At 37.7% G+C, this 20,264-nt stretch carries 15 protein-coding genes and 2 pseudogenes; 14 read left to right on the top strand and 3 right to left on the bottom strand.

Features of this window, described 5'->3' with window-relative positions; genetic code table 11:
- Positions 1-42: 42 nt before the first annotated feature.
- Positions 43-1,289, top strand: a pseudogene (locus LDO37_RS17285) (IS256 family transposase).
- Here the strand turns inward: LDO37_RS17285 and LDO37_RS17280 are convergent.
- Positions 1,282-2,531 (bottom strand): annotated as a pseudogene (locus LDO37_RS17280) (IS1634 family transposase); the annotation flags it as partial. The pseudogenes LDO37_RS17285 and LDO37_RS17280 overlap by 8 nt on opposite strands.
- A 397-nt stretch (positions 2,532-2,928) precedes the next feature.
- Entirely contained in the window at positions 2,929-3,939 is a 1,011-nt protein-coding gene (locus LDO37_RS17275) for a sugar transferase (RefSeq protein WP_126606693.1), read from the bottom strand.
- Positions 3,940-4,324: 385 nt separating this feature from the next.
- Here LDO37_RS17275 and rfbB point away from each other — a divergent pair, with 385 nt between their 5' ends.
- The 11 genes from rfbB (at position 4,325) to LDO37_RS17220 (ending at position 16,707) form a co-directional block, all read left to right on the top strand.
- Entirely contained in the window at positions 4,325-5,395 is a 1,071-nt protein-coding gene (gene rfbB, locus LDO37_RS17270; RefSeq protein WP_126606694.1) for a dTDP-glucose 4,6-dehydratase, read from the top strand.
- Positions 5,392-6,267: a glucose-1-phosphate thymidylyltransferase RfbA gene (gene rfbA / locus LDO37_RS17265; RefSeq protein WP_126606695.1), complete on the top strand. Its 876-nt coding sequence runs from the start codon at positions 5,392-5,394 to the stop codon at positions 6,265-6,267. The genes rfbB and rfbA overlap by 4 nt, the downstream gene beginning before the upstream one ends.
- Positions 6,268-6,328: 61 nt before the next feature.
- Positions 6,329-7,180, top strand: coding sequence for a dTDP-4-dehydrorhamnose reductase (gene rfbD, locus LDO37_RS17260; protein WP_126606696.1), 852 nt, complete (start codon positions 6,329-6,331; stop codon positions 7,178-7,180).
- On the top strand, positions 7,181-8,347 hold the full coding sequence (locus LDO37_RS17255; protein ID WP_224055272.1) for a rhamnosyltransferase WsaF family glycosyltransferase: 1,167 nt from the start codon (positions 7,181-7,183) through the stop codon (positions 8,345-8,347).
- Positions 8,348-8,905 (top strand): dTDP-4-dehydrorhamnose 3,5-epimerase, encoded by a 558-nt coding sequence (gene rfbC / locus LDO37_RS17250; RefSeq protein ID WP_224055271.1) that lies wholly within the window; start codon positions 8,348-8,350, stop codon positions 8,903-8,905.
- On the top strand, positions 8,905-9,816 hold the full coding sequence (locus LDO37_RS17245; RefSeq protein ID WP_224055270.1) for a rhamnan synthesis F family protein: 912 nt from the start codon (positions 8,905-8,907) through the stop codon (positions 9,814-9,816). The genes rfbC and LDO37_RS17245 overlap by 1 nt, the downstream gene beginning before the upstream one ends.
- 1 nt (position 9,817) lies before the next feature.
- Positions 9,818-11,617, top strand: a complete 1,800-nt coding sequence (locus LDO37_RS17240; RefSeq protein ID WP_224056034.1) for an ABC transporter ATP-binding protein — start codon at positions 9,818-9,820, stop codon at positions 11,615-11,617.
- Positions 11,618-11,634: 17 nt separating this feature from the next.
- Positions 11,635-13,833 carry a glycosyltransferase family 2 protein gene (locus LDO37_RS17235; protein WP_224055268.1) on the top strand — a complete coding sequence of 733 codons (2,199 nt, stop codon included), beginning with the start codon at positions 11,635-11,637 and terminating at the stop codon, positions 13,831-13,833.
- A gap of 20 nt (positions 13,834-13,853) precedes the next feature.
- Complete coding sequence (locus LDO37_RS17230; protein ID WP_224055267.1) at positions 13,854-15,134, top strand: capsular polysaccharide export protein, LipB/KpsS family; 1,281 nt, start codon at positions 13,854-13,856, stop codon at positions 15,132-15,134.
- The gene (locus LDO37_RS17225; RefSeq protein ID WP_224056033.1) at positions 15,127-15,627 is read left to right on the top strand and encodes a glycosyltransferase family protein; all 501 of its coding nucleotides are present in this window, start codon (positions 15,127-15,129) and stop codon (positions 15,625-15,627) included. Before LDO37_RS17230 ends, LDO37_RS17225 begins: the two co-directional genes overlap by 8 nt.
- A gap of 330 nt (positions 15,628-15,957) precedes the next feature.
- Positions 15,958-16,707 carry a class I SAM-dependent methyltransferase gene (locus LDO37_RS17220; protein ID WP_224055457.1) on the top strand — a complete coding sequence of 250 codons (750 nt, stop codon included), beginning with the start codon at positions 15,958-15,960 and terminating at the stop codon, positions 16,705-16,707.
- 5 nt (positions 16,708-16,712) lie between these two features.
- Here LDO37_RS17220 and LDO37_RS17215 read toward each other — a convergent pair whose 3' ends face one another.
- Positions 16,713-18,575: a polysaccharide biosynthesis protein gene (locus LDO37_RS17215; RefSeq protein ID WP_126608202.1), complete on the bottom strand. Its 1,863-nt coding sequence runs from the start codon at positions 18,573-18,575 to the stop codon at positions 16,713-16,715.
- Between the two features lie 121 nt (positions 18,576-18,696).
- On the opposite strand from LDO37_RS17215, the gene LDO37_RS17210 reads away from it, so the two are divergent.
- Positions 18,697-19,647: a UDP-glucose 4-epimerase family protein gene (locus tag LDO37_RS17210; protein WP_126608201.1), complete on the top strand. Its 951-nt coding sequence runs from the start codon at positions 18,697-18,699 to the stop codon at positions 19,645-19,647.
- A 35-nt stretch (positions 19,648-19,682) separates the two neighbouring features.
- Entirely contained in the window at positions 19,683-20,243 is a 561-nt protein-coding gene (locus LDO37_RS17205; protein WP_126608200.1) for a sugar transferase, read from the top strand.
- The last annotated feature ends 21 nt before the right edge of the window (positions 20,244-20,264 follow it).

The raw sequence follows: 20,264 nt of genomic DNA, 5'->3' as shown, positions 1-20,264 counted from the left end.
AATTCTGTGCAACTGTCTAAACTGAAACCTTAAAGTCTATGGATGGACAATAAAGCACTTGAAGCGTTCACTGGTGAAGCAGCGAAGTCAATTAAGACAGAGTCTGATCTTAAAATGTTTACCAAGGTATCCGTTGAGAAGGCGTTAAACGTTGAACATGATGAGCACCTTAGTTATCAAAAATATCAACCTAGAACTAGAAGCAATTCCGCAATGGCTACTCGGGCAAGTCAATCATTACCGACGATGGAGAGGTTGATATCGACGTTTCTTGTGACCGTGAAGCCAGTTTTGACTCCTAACTAGTTCGCAGGTTCAAAACCCGATTCCCATCCATGGATGACAAGATACTAAGCCTTTGCGCTAAAGGCATGACCATGCGTGAAATCATCTCAACCTTCAAGGAAATGTATGACGCTGATGTATAGCCAACCCTGATATAGAAGGTGACTGCTTCGGTACTTGAGCAAGTCGTTGAATGGCAATCACGAGCTCTCGACGAAATTTACCCTATAGTCTATTGTGATTGCATTGCGGTTAAGGTACGTCTAGACAAGCAACTCATAAACAAATCGGTGTTTCTAGTACTGGGTGCTAATATGGAAGGGCAGAAAGAACTGCTTGGTATGTGGCTTACGGAAATGAAAGGCGCCAAGTTCTGGCTTAATGTACTAACAGATCTTCAAAATTGTGGGATTAATAATATTCTTATCGCTTGTGTTGACGGACTTAAGGGCTTTCCCGATGCTATCAATACAATATTCTCTGAGACTCAAATACAACTCCGTATCGTACATATGATGCGAAACTCGGTGAAATATGTTCCTTGGAAGGACTACAAGGCGGTGACGACTGACCTAAAGAAAATCTATCAATCTATCACTGAAGATGAGTCGCTGTTGGCTCTAGAGCAGTTCTCTGATCGATGGGGGAGTAATTATCCTCAAATCAATCGTTCTTGGACGACGCATAGGGATAAGCTCAATACCCTGTTTTACTACCCAAAGGATATTCGTCGAGCGATTTATGTGACTAAGGCTATTGAGTTACTAAACAGTGCTAGTAGAAAAGCGATTAAGAAACGTAAGCTGTTCCCAACAGATGAGTCCGCTCGAAAGGTGATTTACCTAACGATCCGAGATGCCTCCAAAAAATGGACGATACCGATTAGAAACTGGCGACAAGCTCTGAACCGGGTAGTGTTTAGAAATCTGTGTTATCCGAGATTCCGCAGCCAATTTAGGAAAAAACCGCGTCATACAGTGTGCCGTCGGTATGTATGGTTGTAGTCTTGTTTTTTATCGTAATAGGAAATAATTCCTTGGTCTTGGTGAGATTTTTTCGGTTTTTGTGCTCTAAGCTTGCGTAAACGAGAAGGCTAAGCGTCATGATCATTAGCAGTGCCTCGATTCGCTGAGGCTTCTTCAGGAAAATTGATGATGTTCGGAGCTCTGGGCTTTTCAAGAAGCGAAAATCGTGCTTTACCTTTTGCTGGGACTTGTAATGCTCAAGCAACGCAACCATCGTTAGATCGGAGTAGTCGGTATCGTTGGCTTCGTGTTTTTCTTCTGCCGACTGCGACCTGAGTAGATTGGCTCTTTAACGATGATCGGTTGCGCAAAGCTAAGCAAATGACACTGGCTGGCGAAGTTGCTCATTGCTTGCTCACTATGAACCAACGGCCACTTCTGAGATACCGAGCCATAGTCAGCATCAACCCAGTAACCCGAGTAGCCATTGTCGATACTGCTTAACTGCTCCGACTCAAGGACCAATAGAGCTTCTTTGGCTGACTTGATAGTCATTGGAACGCGAGTAGTAAACTTCTGCTGTTGCTCATCTAGTGAACAAATGCATTCTTCCGTGTACTGAGAGGCATCGGCGATGAAGTAGCGACTGTTTTGAGCAGCCTTTAGACAATGAATATGTCGTTTAGTGACCTCTGAAAATGCCTTAGCATTATTGGTGTTGCCATTGAGCGCTTGCAATTAAACAGGTAGGTCAGCTTGGTTTTCACAAATCAGCTCAAGGACCACTTGATTTAGTTCTGGACGTTGGTCTCGGCTGTAGACTTTTACCAGTTTTATGGCATTAAGATCTTCGCCTTGGGCGTACTAACCATCGATATAAAAGCTAGTAATATCAAGATGGACAGAGTCTGTTTTTAGTCCAAGCTCATTATCGACATGCTCTGCTATAGCTTCATAGAGTACGGACGCATCTATTTCATATAAAGCATCTAATGTACGTCCAAGTACATCGTCAGTTAAACTGTGTGCTTCAATGTCTTTAGCGAGCAACTTGGTTGCAGGCTTCGTCTCGAAGAAGTCAGAGAACATATACAGCGTTCTGCTGTGAAAGCCAAGGCCATTCAGAATCAGTGCTAAGACAGCGTCGCCATGTGATACGTTGTGATCCGAGTATTTGGGAGTGATGCGACCAATAATACCTGGTAAACCGACTTCATGGCAGAAAGCAGCGGTTAGCCTTAAGTGGTCTAGGCGTTTAATGATAGGTTGAGTAGTAGACATAATAAGCGTTCGTTAAATAGCAGTAATAGATCAAAACTGGGGAGCGCGATCAAGAGGTCTATCGCACTAATAGCTGCAAACGATCACTGGGTTCACATTATTTTAATTCTGAAATTGGCTGCGGAATGACGGGCACATGATACCGAACATACTCAGAGCGGAACCCACCAATGAAACAGAAACGCTGCATGATGAAACCCGCTTTCTTGGAACAAGCCCTTGTGGCGGGATTGATAGAGGTGGCTAAAAATCAACCACCCATACGGATGCCCTGCAATTTTGCTGACAATTTGTGACTTTTTGTTAAGGTATAATTCATAGGAAAGTATCGTATTTTTTTACTTATCACAAGATAGAGCGATACTACAGAGCAACTTTACCCTGCCTCACCTTTTCTTTAACGACCCATCCCGAATAAAACAGTTTTAATTGTTAGAAGCAAAATTTTTAACTCCATGCGCCAATTTTGATGTTTTATATAAAAAATATCGTATTTGTGCTTCCATATAGCATCTTCTACTGATGCCCCGTATGGGTACTTAACCTGAGCTAAACCAGTAACACCAGGTTTTACCGCGTGGCGAAAACGATAATAAGGAATTTCCTCTTCCAACTTTTTAATGAAAATTTCTCGCTCTGGGCGTGGGCCGACCATCGACATTTCATTTTTAAGGACATTAATTAGTTGAGGTAACTCATCAATACGAGTTCTTCGAATAAACTTTCCAACGCGGGTAACACGGGCGTCGTTTTGTGAAGCCCATTTTGCTCCATCCTTTTCGGCATCATTCCTCATTGATCTGAATTTTATTACATCGAATTCATCATTAAACTGTCCCGTTCTTCTTTGTTTGAAGAAGACTGGACCCGGGGATTCAAGCTTAATAAGTAATGCAGTGAATAAGCCTATGGGAATGGCTGCCCACGCAAGAAGAAATACAAATAACAGGTCAATACTTCTTTTTTCCCAGCTATTTTTTCTACTAGACAGGATGGAAAATGCTTTTTGGTGTAAGAAGTACCCACTATGAAGAAGCTCGGTTTCAGTGTACCCTAGTGCTCGATCTAGGAAGCTCACTAAAGGCTCTATTTGCGCTCCCAATTCAGTTGCAGCGACCAAAAAACTTTGTTGTTCAGGAGAGAGTTGCGCACTTTTGAAATGGCACAGGGTTTTGTTTTTAAAGTCTCTAATGGAATAGTCATTTAAGCAGACTGGTATGTGAGAATGCCGTTTTAAAACCGTCATTATTCCAACAGCATCACTTTCCGGACAGAAAACATATACGCAGTTATCTGATTTAGATGTGTCCCCGCCTGAAATATTTATTGTTGGAGAGCCAATATCTTTTTGAATTGGTGGCTCTGTTTGCTGGCGCCTTTGCAAGGTTTCACTGATACTATCATTCATAAATTTTATTCTAATTAGCCTAAAAACTAATGTGCAATCACAGTAGTCTCGCAATGGTAATCGATTCGGTGTGATATTTGAAGTTATACAAAGTAACAATCATTGAACATTAGCATATTTTTTATTTGAAGAATGTTACCACCAATAGATTGCACAGCATACGAATCAAGCATTATCACATGTTTGGAAATTATCAAGTTGAAAGAAGTAATATAGATTACCCTCGAACCCCAATCAAAATTCAGTTACAATTCCGACATTTTTTAAGGCGATTTCCTCGATTTGTTCGCATTTTGGAAGTGTTATCCAAGGGCGGTAGCGTGCTCGAATTCTATGGGCAAGTTGAGATTTTAAACAGAAGTGAAAACACAAGCGGGTTGGAAGCATGAAGATATTGGTAACCGGTGGTGCTGGATTTATTGGGTCGGCAGTAGTAAGACATATTATTGAAAAAACAAGCAATTCTGTGGTTAATTTAGATAAGTTGACCTATGCCGGAAATCTAGAATCTTTAGAAACGGTTAACACGTCTGATCGCTACACGTTTGTGCAAATAGACATATGTGATAAAGCGGCGTTAGAACATGTGTTTGAGCAGCACAAGCCAGATATCATTATGCACTTAGCCGCTGAATCCCACGTTGACCGTTCGATAGATGGACCATCCGAATTTATTCAAACTAATATTATTGGTACGTACAACCTTTTGGAAGTATCTAGAAGTTATTACAGCCAATTGGATGCAGCGAAAAAAGAAAGCTTCCGTTTCCATCACATCTCCACAGATGAAGTGTATGGTGACCTTGAGGGAACGGATGACCTATTTACAGAAACCACATCTTACGAGCCAAGCAGCCCATACTCGGCATCAAAAGCATCAAGCGATCACCTAGTTAGGGCTTGGCAACGCACCTATGGACTGCCTACGCTGGTTACCAATTGCTCTAATAACTACGGTCCTTACCACTTCCCAGAAAAGTTAATTCCACTCATGATCCTCAATGCGCTTGAAGGCAAACCGCTCCCAGTATATGGCGATGGTATGCAGATCCGTGATTGGCTCTATGTTGAAGACCACGCTCGCGCACTTTATAAGGTCGCGACTGAAGGCGAAATAGGGGAAACGTATAACATCGGTGGTCACAACGAAAAAGCGAATATTGAGGTGGTGCAAACACTTTGCTCATTACTGGAAGAACTGGTACCAGAAAAGCCAGAAGGTATTGCAAACTACTCAGACTTGATTACGTATGTAAAAGACAGACCTGGTCACGATGTTCGTTATGCTATTGATGCGTCAAAGATTGAACGTGAACTTGGCTGGATACCAGAAGAAACCTTTGAATCTGGAATTAGAAAGACGGTCGAATGGTATCTCAGTAACCAAAAATGGTGGTCTCGAGTGCTTGATGGTTCATATGCGCGTGAGCGCCTTGGTTCAGGAGATTCGAAATGAAAGGTATCGTTTTAGCAGGTGGCTCAGGGACGCGCCTTTACCCTCTGACTCGTGGCGTCTCTAAACAGTTGCTCCCGATTTATGACAAACCGATGGTGTTTTATCCAATATCGACGTTAATGCTGGCTGGGATTCGAGACATATTAATCATCACTACACCAGAAGATAACGCCAGCTTTAAGCGTTTGCTCGGCGACGGTTCCGATTTTGGTATCAATCTAGAGTATGCAATTCAACCAAGCCCCGATGGTTTAGCCCAAGCCTTTACCATTGGTGAAGAATTCATCGGTGATGATTCGGTTTGTTTAGTCTTAGGCGACAACATTTTCTATGGTCAGTCCTTTGGTCAGCAATTAAAGCACGCAAGAGAACTGGCTGAGCAGGGGCAAGCAGCAGTTTTTGGTTACCAAGTAAAAGACCCAGAGCGCTTTGGAGTGGTTGAGTTTGATACCGAGATGAAAGCGGTTTCAATCGAAGAAAAGCCCCAGGTGCCCAAATCGAATTATGCGGTAACAGGTTTGTATTTCTACGACAATCGTGTTGTGGAAATGGCAAAACAGGTCAAACCGTCTGCTCGTGGTGAGTTAGAAATCACCACACTAAATGAGATGTACCTTAATGATGGTAGCTTGAACGTTGAGCTACTTGGGCGAGGCTTTGCGTGGTTAGATACGGGTACTCATGAAAGTTTGCATGAGGCATCCTCTTTTGTACAAACGATTGAACACGTTCAGGGCTTAAAAGTTGCGTGTTTAGAAGAGATTGCATGGCAGAATAATTGGTTAACGGATGAAGAGTTAGCAGTAATCGCGGAACCAATGATGAAGAATGAGTATGGTCAATACTTGAATCGATTGGCTGCAAGAAAATAATACTCTTGTAGTAAATTTGATATGACCTCAATTTGGCGATAATGGAAGAATAAGGAATGATATGATCTTAGTTACTGGAGCCAATGGGTTATTAGCGACTGAAATAAGAAAAACAGCAGATCTAGATAAGTTCTATTTCGCTTCACATGATGAACTCGACATCACATCAGAAGAAAGTGTAGAAAGCTATCTTATCGAGCATAAAAATATAGAAGTGATTATAAATTGTGCCGCAGGAGCTAATGCTGAGTATATTGAAGACAATGTAGAATGGGGACATGCCATTACAGTTACGGGACCCAAAAACTTAGCGAAGCTTTCAAAGAAATATGAAATGAAATTAATTCATATTTCCACAGACTATGTTTTTGACGGTAAAAAAAATACACCTTACATTGAAGAAGATGATACGGCGGGCCTCTCTGTTTACGGACGATTAAAGGCGGAGGGCGAGAAAGAGGTTCTTAAACATTCTGAGTCATGTGCAATTGTTAGAACTGCTTGGCTGTTTTCAGAACAATGTCGAGACTTTATAGGTTCAATGATCAGAATCTCCAAAAATAGAAAGGAGGTTAATGTAGTTTATGATCAGGTAGGCAGTCCAACCTATGTTCCCGATTTGGTTGGTATTTTGATGATCATAGCAGAGCGTCTTGAAAAAGGTGAGCGCGAAATATTCCATGTTACCAATGAAGGTGTATGTAGCTGGTATGATATAGCTTGTACTATAATGCGTGTTTTAGAGCTTGAATGTTCAGTTATACCGATATTAAGTGATGAATTTGTTACAAAGGCAAAACGCCCTAACTACTCTGTGCTAAGTAAGAGAAAAGTAAAAAACAGATTTGGTATATCGATAAGGCATCATCAAGATGCTCTTAACGAATGTTTAGCTATTATCAAAGCACAATAAATGATTAGTAAGAAAAGCATAGCTGAATTTTTGGAATGTTTCTTCCCAAGTAGGAAACTAAAACCGTTTGAATTATTCCAAGCTGAAAGCGAATCGCTAGTGTTGAATAAAAGTGTTGTTGAAAAAAGAGTAAAGCTCGAAATAATTGATAGTGTTGCATGGTTTTTACCATCAGTTGGAAACCATAGGGCTGGTGGTATTGTTACAATACTTAAAATAGCAGAATATTTAAGTGCCAATTTTGGGACCCAAAACTACTTCGTTATTAGAGATAATTCTTTGGGTCAAATAGCTAGTAAGCTCGATTTAAACTATCCAAATTTACGATATGAAATTATTGAAAACTTGAATAAAGTACCCAGTTGTAGTTTGGGAGTTTGTACTTTTTGGACGACGGCTTTTGATTTGCTGGAATTTAACCGCTGTAAGAAGAAATTTTACTTACTACAGGATGATGAGCGAACATTCTACAACCGAGGTAGTATGTTTGAACTAGTTGAATCTACATATCGCTTCGGGTTTACTGGGTTGACAAATTCATTTTCAATTTCAGAGGTTTACTCAAAAATTTCACAGAAACCTTCTTATGTATATACTCCAGGGATGAATGAGTCACTTTCTAGCTGTCGTTTTGAAAGACGTGGTGACGTTAGTACAAATGTAGTTGTGTATGCAAGACCTAGTCATTCTAGAAATTGCTTTGAATCCCTTTTTACAGCCATTTCTAAGGTTGCAAAAATACTTGGTGATGATTATAGATTTTTCTTTGTTGGTGAGGATTTACATAAAATTAAAGGTAAGTTACCAAGTAACTGTATAGTTTTAGGAGATCTGGATTCAGAATCGAAGATTAAAGAATTATACGCGAAATGTCATTTTGGAATAAGCTTTATTAGTACACCAACGATTACCTATCATCAGCTAGATTTGATTCAGGCAGGTGTATGTTTAATCGCTAATTATAATAAAGAGCTCATGAGAAAATTTTCTGAAGAAGAAGTGTATTATGTATCACCGGTTTTTCATGAAATGGTCCCTGAATTAGTTAAGATTTTGAGTGATAGGGGGCGTGCAAAAACTAAAGTTGAAAGAAGTAAAGAACGCATCAAATATTATAATTGGAATGATAACCTTTCAGAAATTGCCGCTTTTTTAAAGGACGGATAGATGTTAAAAGAAGTTTCAGAAATTAAAGGTCTTTATATTTTTGAGCCTAAAGTATTCAAAGATGAGAGAGGTTTCTTCTTTGAAAGCTATAATAAAAATTTATTTGTAGATTCTGGTATTGAATTCAATGTTGTTCAACAGAATCAATCGCGGTCTAGCTATGGCACTATACGTGGGCTTCATTTTCAGAGTGGAAATTTCCCACAAGCAAAATTTATTAGAGTGATCAAAGGTGAAATACTGGATGTTGCTGTAGATTTAAGGTCTAGTTCGCCAACCTTTGGAGAATACTTTGCCATCAAATTGAGTGAAGAAAACCAAAAAGGGTTGTATATACCCTATGGGTTTGCCCATGGCTTCTCTGCGTTGTCTAAAGAAGTTGAAGTGACGTATCTTTGTGATGAGTTTTATCATGCAGACTCAGAAGGAGGGATACTTTATAACGACACTGATATAGCTATAGATTGGCTTGTGGATGTCTCTATTGCTAATGTCTCGAGTAAGGATAAGTTACAACCATCTTTACAGGATTATAAATTAAACCCAGACTTTAAATAATGAAAAGACTCACTATTTTTGCTCATTACGACAGAGACGATATAGTCGATGATTATGTGATTCACTACCTAGAAGAGCTTAGTAAAGTTTCAGATGATATTATATTCGTCAGTGTTAGTAATATTAGTAATCCAACGTCCATTAATCGAATAGTAAAAAAGATAATTGTAAGAGAAAATGTTGGTTATGACTTTATGAGCTGGCAGGTCGGCTTAGCATCAATTGATGATTTAAGTGAATATGATGAAGTAATCTTCTGTAACGACAGTTGTTATGGTCCTGTTTACCCATTAATAAAAGTATTTGATGAGATGAAGCATCAGTCTGTAGACTTTTGGGGGATAACTGATAGCAATCAAATAGCATATCATCTGCAAAGCTACTTTCTTGTATTTAAAAAAGAGGTCTTTCTATCTGATATATTTAATGGATTTTTAAGAACAATTAAGGTAGAAGATAGTAAAGATAAAATTGTTGAGAATTATGAAGTAGGTCTTACAAAACTACTTACTAAATCTGGCTTCATATCAGGCTCATATTTAAATCATACCAGAATTTTGTCTAGTTTGAATAACACTAAGATTTATAAAGATAAGTATTCAAGAATAATAGAGTTATTAAAAAGAAGTTGGCAAAGTGAAGATACATATCTAAAAAAAGTGGTTGCTATTAAATGTCTATTTGGGAAATATTGGGCGAAATTAGGTGATTTTTCTTTAAAAGATAATTCAAATATTAAGTTTGTTGCTTGGAAGGAACTACTCGATTCAAAGGACCCTTTTGTTAAGGTTATGCTGCTTAGAGATAACCCATCAAATATATCAGACTTAGATAGCTGCTACGACTATCTAGATAGAAATACAGATTATGATATAGATTTAATAATAGAACATCTAAAGAGGATTAAATAAGTTGATAAGATTCACTTTAGAATTTCTCAAACTATTTGATAGGAAATTAACTTTTGATTTTTTTCTTATTATTATAGGTGCCTTTTTTTCAGGTATTCTTGAGCTTTTTGGCATAATGTTAATTTTACCATTTGTACAAGTGGCAATGGATCCAAGCTCGGTAGCTAACAGTTCGATTTTGATGTATATATATGAATCTCTTGGGTTTGATGATTATTCCATGATGGTATATGTAGTTGGATTCTTGTGTGGTTCTTGCTTTATCCTCAAAGATATATATATGCTCGCGTTTCAGTATTTCCAATTTAATTTAGTTACTAGATGGCGAAATGAACTCTCAGAAAAATTTATGTCACTATATTTGGGGTTGAATTATCGGTTTCACCTAAGACAAGCTTCAACAGCTATCATTAATACTCTCACTTCTACCGTTAGCTCCTCTGTAAACGGTTACTTACTTCAAGTGCTTTTTATAATCTCTTATAGCATTGTAGCCTTATGTCTTATGGGTTACATGCTTGTCAATTTTTTTGAAGCAACTATTGTTACTTCTTTGTGCCTTGGAGTTCTTATTTGGATTCAATTGAAGTTTCTCAAATCAGCAAATTACCAAATAAATAAAGATAGTGTTAGAGTTAAAGAAAATAACCTTAGCAATTTGAAGCAGGGAATTGAAGCGATAAAAGAAACAAAAATGTTCTTGAGAGAAAAATATTTTTCGGATTTGTTTAGTGTTTCCAATAGAAGAGTTACTGACAATGAAAGGAAAATGAATCTAATACAATACATTCCATTATATTTAACGGAAATCATAATTATTCTTTGTATAGTTGTGTTGGTATGTACTACTGTTTATTTTAGCGAAGATTCTTCCAATCATTTTGCAGGTTTAGCAATACTTGTAGCTATCGCTTTTCGTCTTACACCTGTTATAAATAGAATTCTTACTTCATATTCTCAAGTGCGAGCATCTATGGAATCTGTAAGAGTTCTAATGAAAGAATTCTCGGAGATAAGCAAAAATCAAGATACTGTCTCTGACGAGAATGTTGATTCCGAAGAATACTTATTCTCCAAATCTATATCACTTAACAAAGTATATTTTTCATATAATGATGTTGACGTTTTACTCGACATAAATTTAACTATTAATAAAGGCGAATTTGTAGGCGTTGTTGGTCACTCTGGGTCTGGGAAAACAACAATTGTTGATATTTTAATGGGGTTACTTATACCAAAATCTGGCAATCTCTTAATTGATGAAAAAGTAGCCGGAAATTCTGATGTTAGAGCCCTTAGAAAGAAGATTGGGTATGTTCCACAAAATCCATTTATCGGAGATATGTCAGTTAAAAACAATATCGCTTATGGAAGTGACTCGGCTGAAATTGATGAAGAAAGAGTAATAAGTGTATTACGAACAGTAAACCTTCTGGACTTTTTCCTTTCTAAACCAGAAGGGCTTAACTTTAAACTAGGAGAGTCAGGTAAAGCTTTATCTGGAGGGCAGAAACAAAGGGTAGCAATTGCTAGAGCTTTATACAATAAGCCAGAAATAATTGTCTTAGATGAGGCTACATCCGCTCTTGATGTAATAAGTGAGAGTGAGATATCTCATGCATTGGCTAATCTAAAAGGTAAAACGACTATAATAGCTATTGCTCATAGGTTATCTACCATACGTAGATCCGATAAAGTGATACTTGTTAACTGGGGTAGGATTGAAGAGGTGGACTCGTTCAACAATCTAGTGGAGAACAATACCAGTTTTAATAAACTCGTTGAATTGTCAAAAATATAGAGTAATAAAGGTTATTTATGCAGCCACAAGAGCCAGCTATATCAGTTGTAATGTCCGTTTATAATGGTGAAAAATATATTGAAGATACTATTGAATCTATTTTAAATCAGACTTTCGAAAATTTTGAATTTATCATTATTAACGACTGCTCAACTGACAGTTCATTGGAAATTCTAGAGGCTTTTAGAGAGCGTGATACTAGAGTTGTAATAATAAACAATGACATTAACTTAAAACTCCCAGCTAGTCTGAATAAAGGTATAGCGAAGGCCAGAGGGCGTTACATTGCTAGAATGGATGCTGATGACATAGCACTACCCAATCGATTTGCAGTTCAGTTACAAGCGATAGAAAGTGAACCAGAGATTGATTTCCTTGGTTCAAGAGTGCAGTGTTTTTATGATGAAGAGAATGATGGAGAAGCCTATGCCAATATATCTTCGATGGAAGAATTGCATTTCAATTTTATTGCAGCGTCTTTAGACCTCAAAGATACACAAGAACTAATAACAAAAGAGAGCTATAAAACAACAAGAATATGCCATAGTACTTTATTTGGTAAGACATCAGCATTTAAAAAACTGAAATACAATGAAGAAGTCTTTGCTGAAGATTGGGACCTATATAATAGAGCAATAAATAGAGGTTACTCTATATCAAAGGTTCCAGATATTTTAGTTAAATATCGTATAGTAAACACTGGGATGTGTGGTCAATTTAATAATCAAAATCATAAAGAAATAAGAAAGAAAATTAGCACGTTGAATAACGGTATTTTAAAAGACTGTTTCGTGACTAAAAATTATGATAATGCGTTCAAGTTTCTTTGGTTCCACTATATAAGATTTTTCCTAGCAAACCTTATAGTAAAGTTCAAAACAATGGTAAATAAAATGATAAAGCGTCCGGTTTTTCTAGTGATGAAGTTAGTTTACAAATCATTACCAGACGCAGCATTAATAAAATTATATCGATTTTTCTCTATCTTGGATAGAAGGACTCCCATAGGAAAAATCCCATTAGTAAACCGAGTCCTTTCTCTGTCTTTACTCGTTTTAAGAAATAATGAAATCATTAGTGCATCCCTCAAGGAGAAACTTAATAAAGAGGTATCAATAAATATCGGTATTTGGACGATTGAAAAGAAATGGGCGATGGGGGGGTTAAATACCATTTTAAAGATGCTTCCTAAGCTTATTGAGAAGAAAGAAAATATTAGAATAGTAAATTACGGTCTTCATACCGAAGAATTAAAAAAGGACTTTCTATCTTTCTTACCAGAAATAACAGGGTTAGAAGCGAGTGTTGTAGAGAGAAAAGTAGAAGTTGTAAGTGCAGCTACATACCGAAATCAAGTCAAGGAATTTAGCACTGACGACAAATTTATTGCTGGTTTTTGGGAATCTGCTGAAGACTTTATAAAATATAGGAAGCTAAACCACTTTAAAACAAGTAAATTTGCTTACGTAATCCAAGACTATGAGCCATCTATGCTTTATCGTTGGGGGAGTGAGTATATTCGCTCTAAGTCTACCTTAGAAGATAATAACTACTATCCGATATTTAACAATTCAGTCTTTGTTTGTGGTTATATGAGAAGTCTTGGTCTTATAAAAGATTGGAGTGAAGACCAAATATTACATGGTGAGCCCTGTGATACTTACCCTTTACCCATAGATAGAATGGAAAGTAGTAATATTAAACTGGTTTTTTATTCTAGACCTACAGTAGATAAAAACATATATGAAATTAAAGTCGCGGCATTGAGGATTTTTATCGATTATGTGAAAGAGCATATGCCTGAGAAATATAAAAGCATGGAAATAGTTGGAATAGGCGAGAAGTCTGAAGACGTCTTACATGGTGACTTTAAGATTAAAAACTTAGGAAAAATCGACTTTTCTGATTACCCCAGTTTTCTAAATAAATTTAATTTGGGTATGTCTTGTATTATATCTCCTGCATTCGCGTATCCATGTATCGAGTTTCCTAGAGCAGGTCTAGTAACAGTTGTAAATAGATTTGAAAATAGAGATTTGTCTGATTTCTCAAAAAATATTGTGAGCTGTGATAACTCCGCTCAATCAATAGCTGAAAGCTTGATTACGGCTGTTAGTATGATCGGTGATACGCAGTCTCGTTTTGATGCTTCAAATTTCATTTTACCTGGCGTTGGAATTGATAAAGCGACAGAAGAAATGCTTAAAAATATTTAGTGCTGAAATATAGGAATATTATGGATTTTCGCGAGATTCTCAGAAAACACATTTCAGACAAACCCTTTGACCGTAATTTACTGAATGGTAGTAAATCAGCCTACGGAATGTCTCTTTTGGTTGAGGAAGAGTTTTCTGAACGATATCAAAACTTAACTGAAGAGTTCCTTAATATAGCTAAATTTCATAAGCATACTGATCCCGAGCCAAAGGCAAATGATATAGATTTTGTTGTACTTTGGGGGGTTTCGGAAACTGACGTAAATTGTCAAATGTTACTTAATTATGCTGTTAAACACAGTAAACCTATATTAATTATTGAAGACGGTTTCTTACGTTCCTTTTTCCCAATGGCTTTTGGTGAGGTTTCTGCGTCACTACGCTATGATCCACTTGGCTGCTATTACGACTGTAATCAGGAATCATCGATAGAAAACTTATTAAACGATGATGAATTTATTCTGACTGAACAAGAAAAAAGTGAGTTAGCAGATACGATTTATTCAATGGTCAGCAATAACATTACAAAGTACTGTTCAGTTGATACTTGCTCGCTTTGTGTAGATCAGGGTAAGGGTACAGTTTTGGTCATCGATCAGGTATATGGAGATATGTCGATACAACTTGGTGGAGCTGAACCAAGTGATTTCGAGAATATGCTAAATGATGCTCAAGCAGAGAATCCAGATAAAGATGTGATAGTTAAACTTCACCCTGAAACAGCGCTAGGGATTAGAAAAGGGCACTATGATCCTAAAAACCTAGAAGATAGAGGGTTTAAAGTAATAACTGAAAACTCAAATTCGATTGATCTATTAAAAAGAGTTGACATTGTATATTGCGCGACTACGCAAATGGGGTTTGAAGCCTTAATGTGTGGGAAAGAAGTCGTTGTGTACGGCAGTCCATTTTATGCTGGCTGGGGTGTAACTCGAGATAAAAAACTTGTGAAGAGAAGAAATAGCAGACGAAATATTTTTGAGTTATTTTATGCTGCATACATATACCAAGTTAACTATTACCACCCTGAAAAGAAATGTAGTTCTGACCTTCATAGTGTGATCGAATATTTTATATCGAAATCTAAAGATCGAAGTTATTTATCAGAAATAAAAAATCAGAATTTAGAAATCAGAATTAGAAAATTAGAGAAGAAAATTCAAGAAATTGAACCTTTAAAGCAAGCTTCAGTAACCTTAGATTGGCATGTCAATGATATCAAAGATAATTATTCTTACATGTTTGGCGCAAAGCTTAGACGAGTAGTTGACAAGATTAAAGGTAAGTTTTTTGATGTATGATAAGAAAATCAAAAGAATATTAGATGTATCTATTGTTGTCTATGGGCATAGTTTGAGTGAAATAAAGTCGGTATTGGAGTCCTTAATTCTCTCATCGAAGCATGCGCAAATCGAAGCTTTAAATGTTAGAGTTTTAGATAATAAGGGCTGCTTTGATGTTAAATCATTAGAGGCTGCTTTGAATAATGATACTTTTGGATTTACTATTAACTTTGAGCATACTGTAAGGCATGACAATCCTGGATACGGTGTCAGCAATAATATTTCCATCTTTGAGGATTCCGGATATTATCATCTAATATTAAATCCGGATGTTATTTTTGATGAGAATGCAATTGAAGTTGCTATTTCTCAATTAGAAAAGAACTCAAACTGTATACTAGTTTCCCCTAAAATTCTGGATAGTAAAGGAAAAGTTCTTTCTGGAATAAAACAGTATCCGTCCTTACTGGTTTTGGTGTTACGCTTTTTTAGATATATCTATATTCAATAACATTTTTAGAAAGACTCTAAACGCATATTCTTGCCAAGATGTTCTTGATAGTGACCTTATTACATCTGCAAAAATTGCAAGCGGCTGTTGTATGATGTGTCGAAAAAAAGATCTTATTGAGGTTTGTGGTTTTGATGAAGATTTCTTTCTTTATTTCGAAGATTTTGACCTCAGCTTGAGGCTTGGTGAGAAAGGTACAATCTATTACAACCCTAATTTTGTTATTAAACATTTCGGTGGTAATACCGGAAAGAAAGGGGTAAAGCATATTTCTTTCTTTTTGAGATCAATGGTCAGATTTTTTCATAAACATGGAATTAAGTGGATATAATGCAATATAAAATAGCTAGTCTGATACCGGTAGTCCTGAAAACAAAGATTTTAGATTACTTTGCAACACATCCATATATTAAAGATAAAATAGAGAGAGAGAGAGTCAATGATGAGACAAAACATTATGGTCTCACTTCTGCTCAAGCATTATCTAAACTCTTGCGAGATTTTAAATTTCAATCGATTTTAGACATTGGCTCCGGCGAAGGTAGACATACAGATATATTCTTAGAGAATGGTAAATCGGTTACGGCGTTAGATTATGGAGAATCGGTTTATTTTAAGAAATGTAGCGACTCAAAAAACGTAGTTAAGTGTGATTATTATAAGTATCAGCCGAAAGAGAAATTTGATTGTATATGGGCTTCTCATGTACTGGAGCATCAACCTGATACTCACAAGTTTCTTTCGAAAGTGTATAGCGATCTGAAAGACGATGGGATTGCTGCATTGACAGTACCTCCACTTAAACATGAGATTGTTGGAGGGCATGTTAATTTATATAATGCAGGGTTACTTTTATACCAAATGATTTTGGCTGGCTTTGACTGCCGCAATGCCTCGATACATACATATGATTACAATATTTCAATTATTGTGCGTAAAGATCGTTATGTAGACTTAAGCGGGTTAACATTCGACTCTGGTGATATCAACTATTTGAAACAGTATTTTCCTGTATCAGTACAGAGGTTAATAGCAGAAAGTGATCTTTTTGATGGTAGGTTGTACAATATCAATTGGTGATTAATTCATTGCTGCGTATATCCTGTAGGTGCTTCGAGTAATAGCATTTGAATGCTTTCAGAATCAAAATTGTGGCAACTAGTATCCATTCTTTCTATTAATTTACTCATATCTCGCCACGTCAATTTTTCCTCCAAAGCCGTCATGATTTTTTGATGGCTTGTACCTTCAACATCATCCCCAATTAAAAGCTCTTCATATAGTTTCTCCCCGGGTCTTAACCCAGTAATCTTTATAGCAATATCCCCCTCTTCTCCAGTGCCTTCCACATACTCTTGTAACCCCATTAAATGAATCATTCTTTTGGCGAGATCCAAGATTTTAACGGGTTCACCCATATCCAATACAAACACCTGACCGTTGTGCGCCATGGCTCCGGCTTGAATAACAAGCTGCGCAGCCTCGGGAATCAACATAAAGTAACGAGTGATATCAGTATGGGTGACGGTTACTGGTCCGCCTTTCTTTATCTGTTTTTTGAATAGTGGAACAACTGAACCTGAAGAGCCCAGTACATTACCAAAGCGTACCATGGTAAAAATAGTGTCTGTTTGCTTATCTGCAAGTGCTTGTAGTACCAATTCGGCCATTCTTTTGCTCGCACCCATAATATTTGTCGGCCGAACGGCTTTGTCGGTTGATATGAGTGTAAAGTGGCTAACTCCCGCTTCGATGGCTGCATTGGCACAGGCTAGGGTACCAAAAACATTATTCCTTATGCCTTCAATAGCATTATCTTCTACAAGAGGAACGTGTTTGTACGCTGCAGCGTGATATACAGTATCTACACCATGAGCTTGCATAATTTTTAGCAATCGATTTTCTTTCTGAACAGAACCCAATGAAGCAACAATCTTAATGTCCAAACTCTGCTTCTCTTTGAGTAGTTGTAATTCCTGATCGATCGCGTATAAGTTGTACTCATTGAGCTCAAATAAGATAAGAGTTTTAGGTTTATAGTTCGCAATTTGGCGGCAAAGCTCGGAGCCGATAGACCCTCCAGCCCCAGTAACCATAACATTCTTACCAAGAATGTTTTTTTCCATCAAATCAATGTCTGGTTCAACAGGGGAGCGCCCTAATAGATCGGCTACATCGAGATCTTTTACGTCTGTTGCTTGAGCTCTACCCGCTGCAATGTCTTCTACAGATGGGACCGACTGAACGGCGATGGGCCAGTTTGATAACTTTTCTAACAGCCTTAAGCGCTCGCCTTTATTGATATTGTTGATTGCTAGTAGCAATTTAACAGGCTGATACAGAGACATTAGGCTTTCAAAGTCCTCTGTGTGATGTACTTTGATGCCGAACATTACTTGCCCTGCTTTAGTCGCGTCATCGTCTAGCAATACGACTGGGTGATACTCATTACCTTGTACTAAGGCGTAAGCAAGGTCTCGACCAGTAGCCCCCGCTCCGTAGATAAATACGTTTGGCTTTTTTCTTCGGTAATAATGGTAGTAGATGGTTCTGAAAAGTACTCTTGGGCCACCCATAGCTAAGATAGCGAAACCACAGTAGATGAAAGGAACACTTCGAGGTACAAAAGACTGAAAAAAGAAGCTGCTCAAAGCAAGCGTCACCGATGAGATAACAACCGCAATAAAGATATTTCCTAGGGCTGGTAGCATCATATATCGGAGAACTGCTCGATACATCCCTAACCGTATGAAGCAAAATATCGTCACGATAACTGTGCAAAGGGCACTGGCTGTTTCGTCGAGTCCAATTTCGAAAGTGAAGTCGTCTAAGCGCAATGCTGTAGCAAGATAGATCGATAATACGATAGCAATTGAATCGTATGAAATACTGATAAGACGTTTGTTTTTTCGGCTAGCGCTTAAAAGTCGACTAAGTAGCTTTATCATTTATTGCTCTGAATTGTGGAATCATTTTTATCTTTTATCGGGTGTATTGTAATATTCTTAAGTTATTTAAGCTAGGCGGCAATTTTGCTTCTGAGCGTTTGAAAGGCTAAGCGGTGGGAATTTGAAAGTACTTGTAACGGGCGGAACGGGTTTTGTTGGCAGTAGAGTGTCTCAAAAGGCATCCAACATGGGGTGGGATGTGAGTGTTCAGCACAGAAATACAGTACAAGTTGATAAGCGATTCGATTTTTTTCAACTCGACCTTGGGCTTGAAACGGATTGGGATGATGCTTTGTGCGGTGTTTACTGTGTTATACATTGTGCTGCGCGAGTGCATCAAATGAAAGAAGATGAGGCTTCCGCTTTCAAAGCGTACCAACGAGTAAATACGGAAGCAACGATTCATCTTGCTAGGCAGGCGGTAAAATCCGGTGTGAGAAGATTTATTTTTCTAAGCTCAATCAAGGTGAATGGCGAAAGCACCGGAATTGGAAAAGCGTTTACATCAAAGGTTGATACTGCACCACTAGACCCTTATGGAAATAGCAAATACGAAGCAGAAATAGAACTTCAACGGCTCTCAAAAGAAACTGGGCTGGATGTGGTTATTATTCGTCCGCCTTTGGTATATGGACCTGGTGTTAAAGCAAATTTCCGCTCTATGATGAAGATTGTCCATACGGGGGTCCCCTTACCATTTGGCTGTGTCAAAAATGCTCGGAGCTTAGTATATATCGATAATTTAGTAGATTTGATTCTCGAATGTGTCACAAACGATAAGGCTGGAGGTCAAACTTTCTTAGTTTCTGATGGTAAAAGCGTGTCGACCCCGGAGATTTTTAACGCGATTTCATCGAGTATGTCTAAGCGTTATTTTATGCTCCCTATCCCCGTTCACATGTTAACATTGGCTGCATCATTACTTGGAAAAAAAGCCGTAATGGATAGAATCGCTGGGAATTTAGAAGTTGATGCGACGGATACATTTTCTCGCCTTAACTGGCAGCCTTCCATTTCTTTTCAAGAAGGTATTCAAAGAACCGTTGATCACTTTTTGGCATCCAAAAAATGAAAACGTGTATTTCACTATAGTTGATAAGATTCAGTATGACTTTTACTTTACGCATCCTAGACTTTTTGTTTGCAATTATTGGACTGATAGTACTCTGGCCAGTATTGCTTATTGTGTACATTGTTGGATTGTTCGATACCGGAGCACCAGTCTTCCGCCAAGAAAGGGTAGGTAAAAATCTAAAGCCCTTTACGCTTATTAAATTTCGTACTATGCCAGTGGAAACAAAATCGGTCGCTACTCATCTTGTGAATGCTTCTTCAGTCACTAAATTAGGTTCCTTTTTACGTAAAACTAAACTTGATGAACTTCCACAACTTATCAATGTGGTGAAGGGCGAGATGAGTTTAGTTGGTCCAAGACCTTGTCTTTTTAACCAATCTGAGTTGATTGAAAAAAGGAGTGAGCTTCATGTTTTCGATGTATTACCTGGGATCACGGGATTGGCTCAAGTTAATCAAGTTGACATGTCAACGCCCGAAAAATTATCACAATTAGACAGTGAAATGATAAAAACAATCAGTGTTCGTAATTATTTTCGATACATCTTACAAACAGTATCCGGAAAAGGCTCTGGAGATAGAGTTAGAGAGTAGCTTTGTTCAGTAAAGCGTTAG

Source organism: Vibrio penaeicida (genome assembly GCF_019977755.1).
GTDB lineage: Bacteria > Pseudomonadota > Gammaproteobacteria > Enterobacterales > Vibrionaceae > Vibrio > Vibrio penaeicida.
Note: the sequence above shows the minus strand (reverse complement) of the source record. Positions and strands in the feature narration are given on the sequence as shown.

Excerpts from the sequence above, each read along its gene's own strand:
- LDO37_RS17275 (WP_126606693.1), bottom strand. The coding sequence starts at position 3,939 with ATGAATGATAGTATCAGTGAAACCTTGCAAAGGCGCCAGCAAACAGAG.
- rfbB (WP_126606694.1), top strand. The coding sequence starts at position 4,325 with ATGAAGATATTGGTAACCGGTGGTGCTGGATTTATTGGGTCGGCAGTA.
- rfbA (WP_126606695.1), top strand. The coding sequence starts at position 5,392 with ATGAAAGGTATCGTTTTAGCAGGTGGCTCAGGGACGCGCCTTTACCCT.
- rfbD (WP_126606696.1), top strand. The coding sequence starts at position 6,329 with ATGATCTTAGTTACTGGAGCCAATGGGTTATTAGCGACTGAAATAAGA.
- LDO37_RS17255 (WP_224055272.1), top strand. The coding sequence starts at position 7,181 with ATGATTAGTAAGAAAAGCATAGCTGAATTTTTGGAATGTTTCTTCCCA.
- rfbC (WP_224055271.1), top strand. The coding sequence starts at position 8,348 with ATGTTAAAAGAAGTTTCAGAAATTAAAGGTCTTTATATTTTTGAGCCT.
- LDO37_RS17245 (WP_224055270.1), top strand. The coding sequence starts at position 8,905 with ATGAAAAGACTCACTATTTTTGCTCATTACGACAGAGACGATATAGTC.
- LDO37_RS17235 (WP_224055268.1), top strand. The coding sequence starts at position 11,635 with ATGCAGCCACAAGAGCCAGCTATATCAGTTGTAATGTCCGTTTATAAT.
- LDO37_RS17230 (WP_224055267.1), top strand. The coding sequence starts at position 13,854 with ATGGATTTTCGCGAGATTCTCAGAAAACACATTTCAGACAAACCCTTT.
- LDO37_RS17225 (WP_224056033.1), top strand. The coding sequence starts at position 15,127 with ATGTATGATAAGAAAATCAAAAGAATATTAGATGTATCTATTGTTGTC.
- LDO37_RS17220 (WP_224055457.1), top strand. The coding sequence starts at position 15,958 with ATGCAATATAAAATAGCTAGTCTGATACCGGTAGTCCTGAAAACAAAG.
- LDO37_RS17215 (WP_126608202.1), bottom strand. The coding sequence starts at position 18,575 with ATGATAAAGCTACTTAGTCGACTTTTAAGCGCTAGCCGAAAAAACAAA.
- LDO37_RS17205 (WP_126608200.1), top strand. The coding sequence starts at position 19,683 with ATGACTTTTACTTTACGCATCCTAGACTTTTTGTTTGCAATTATTGGA.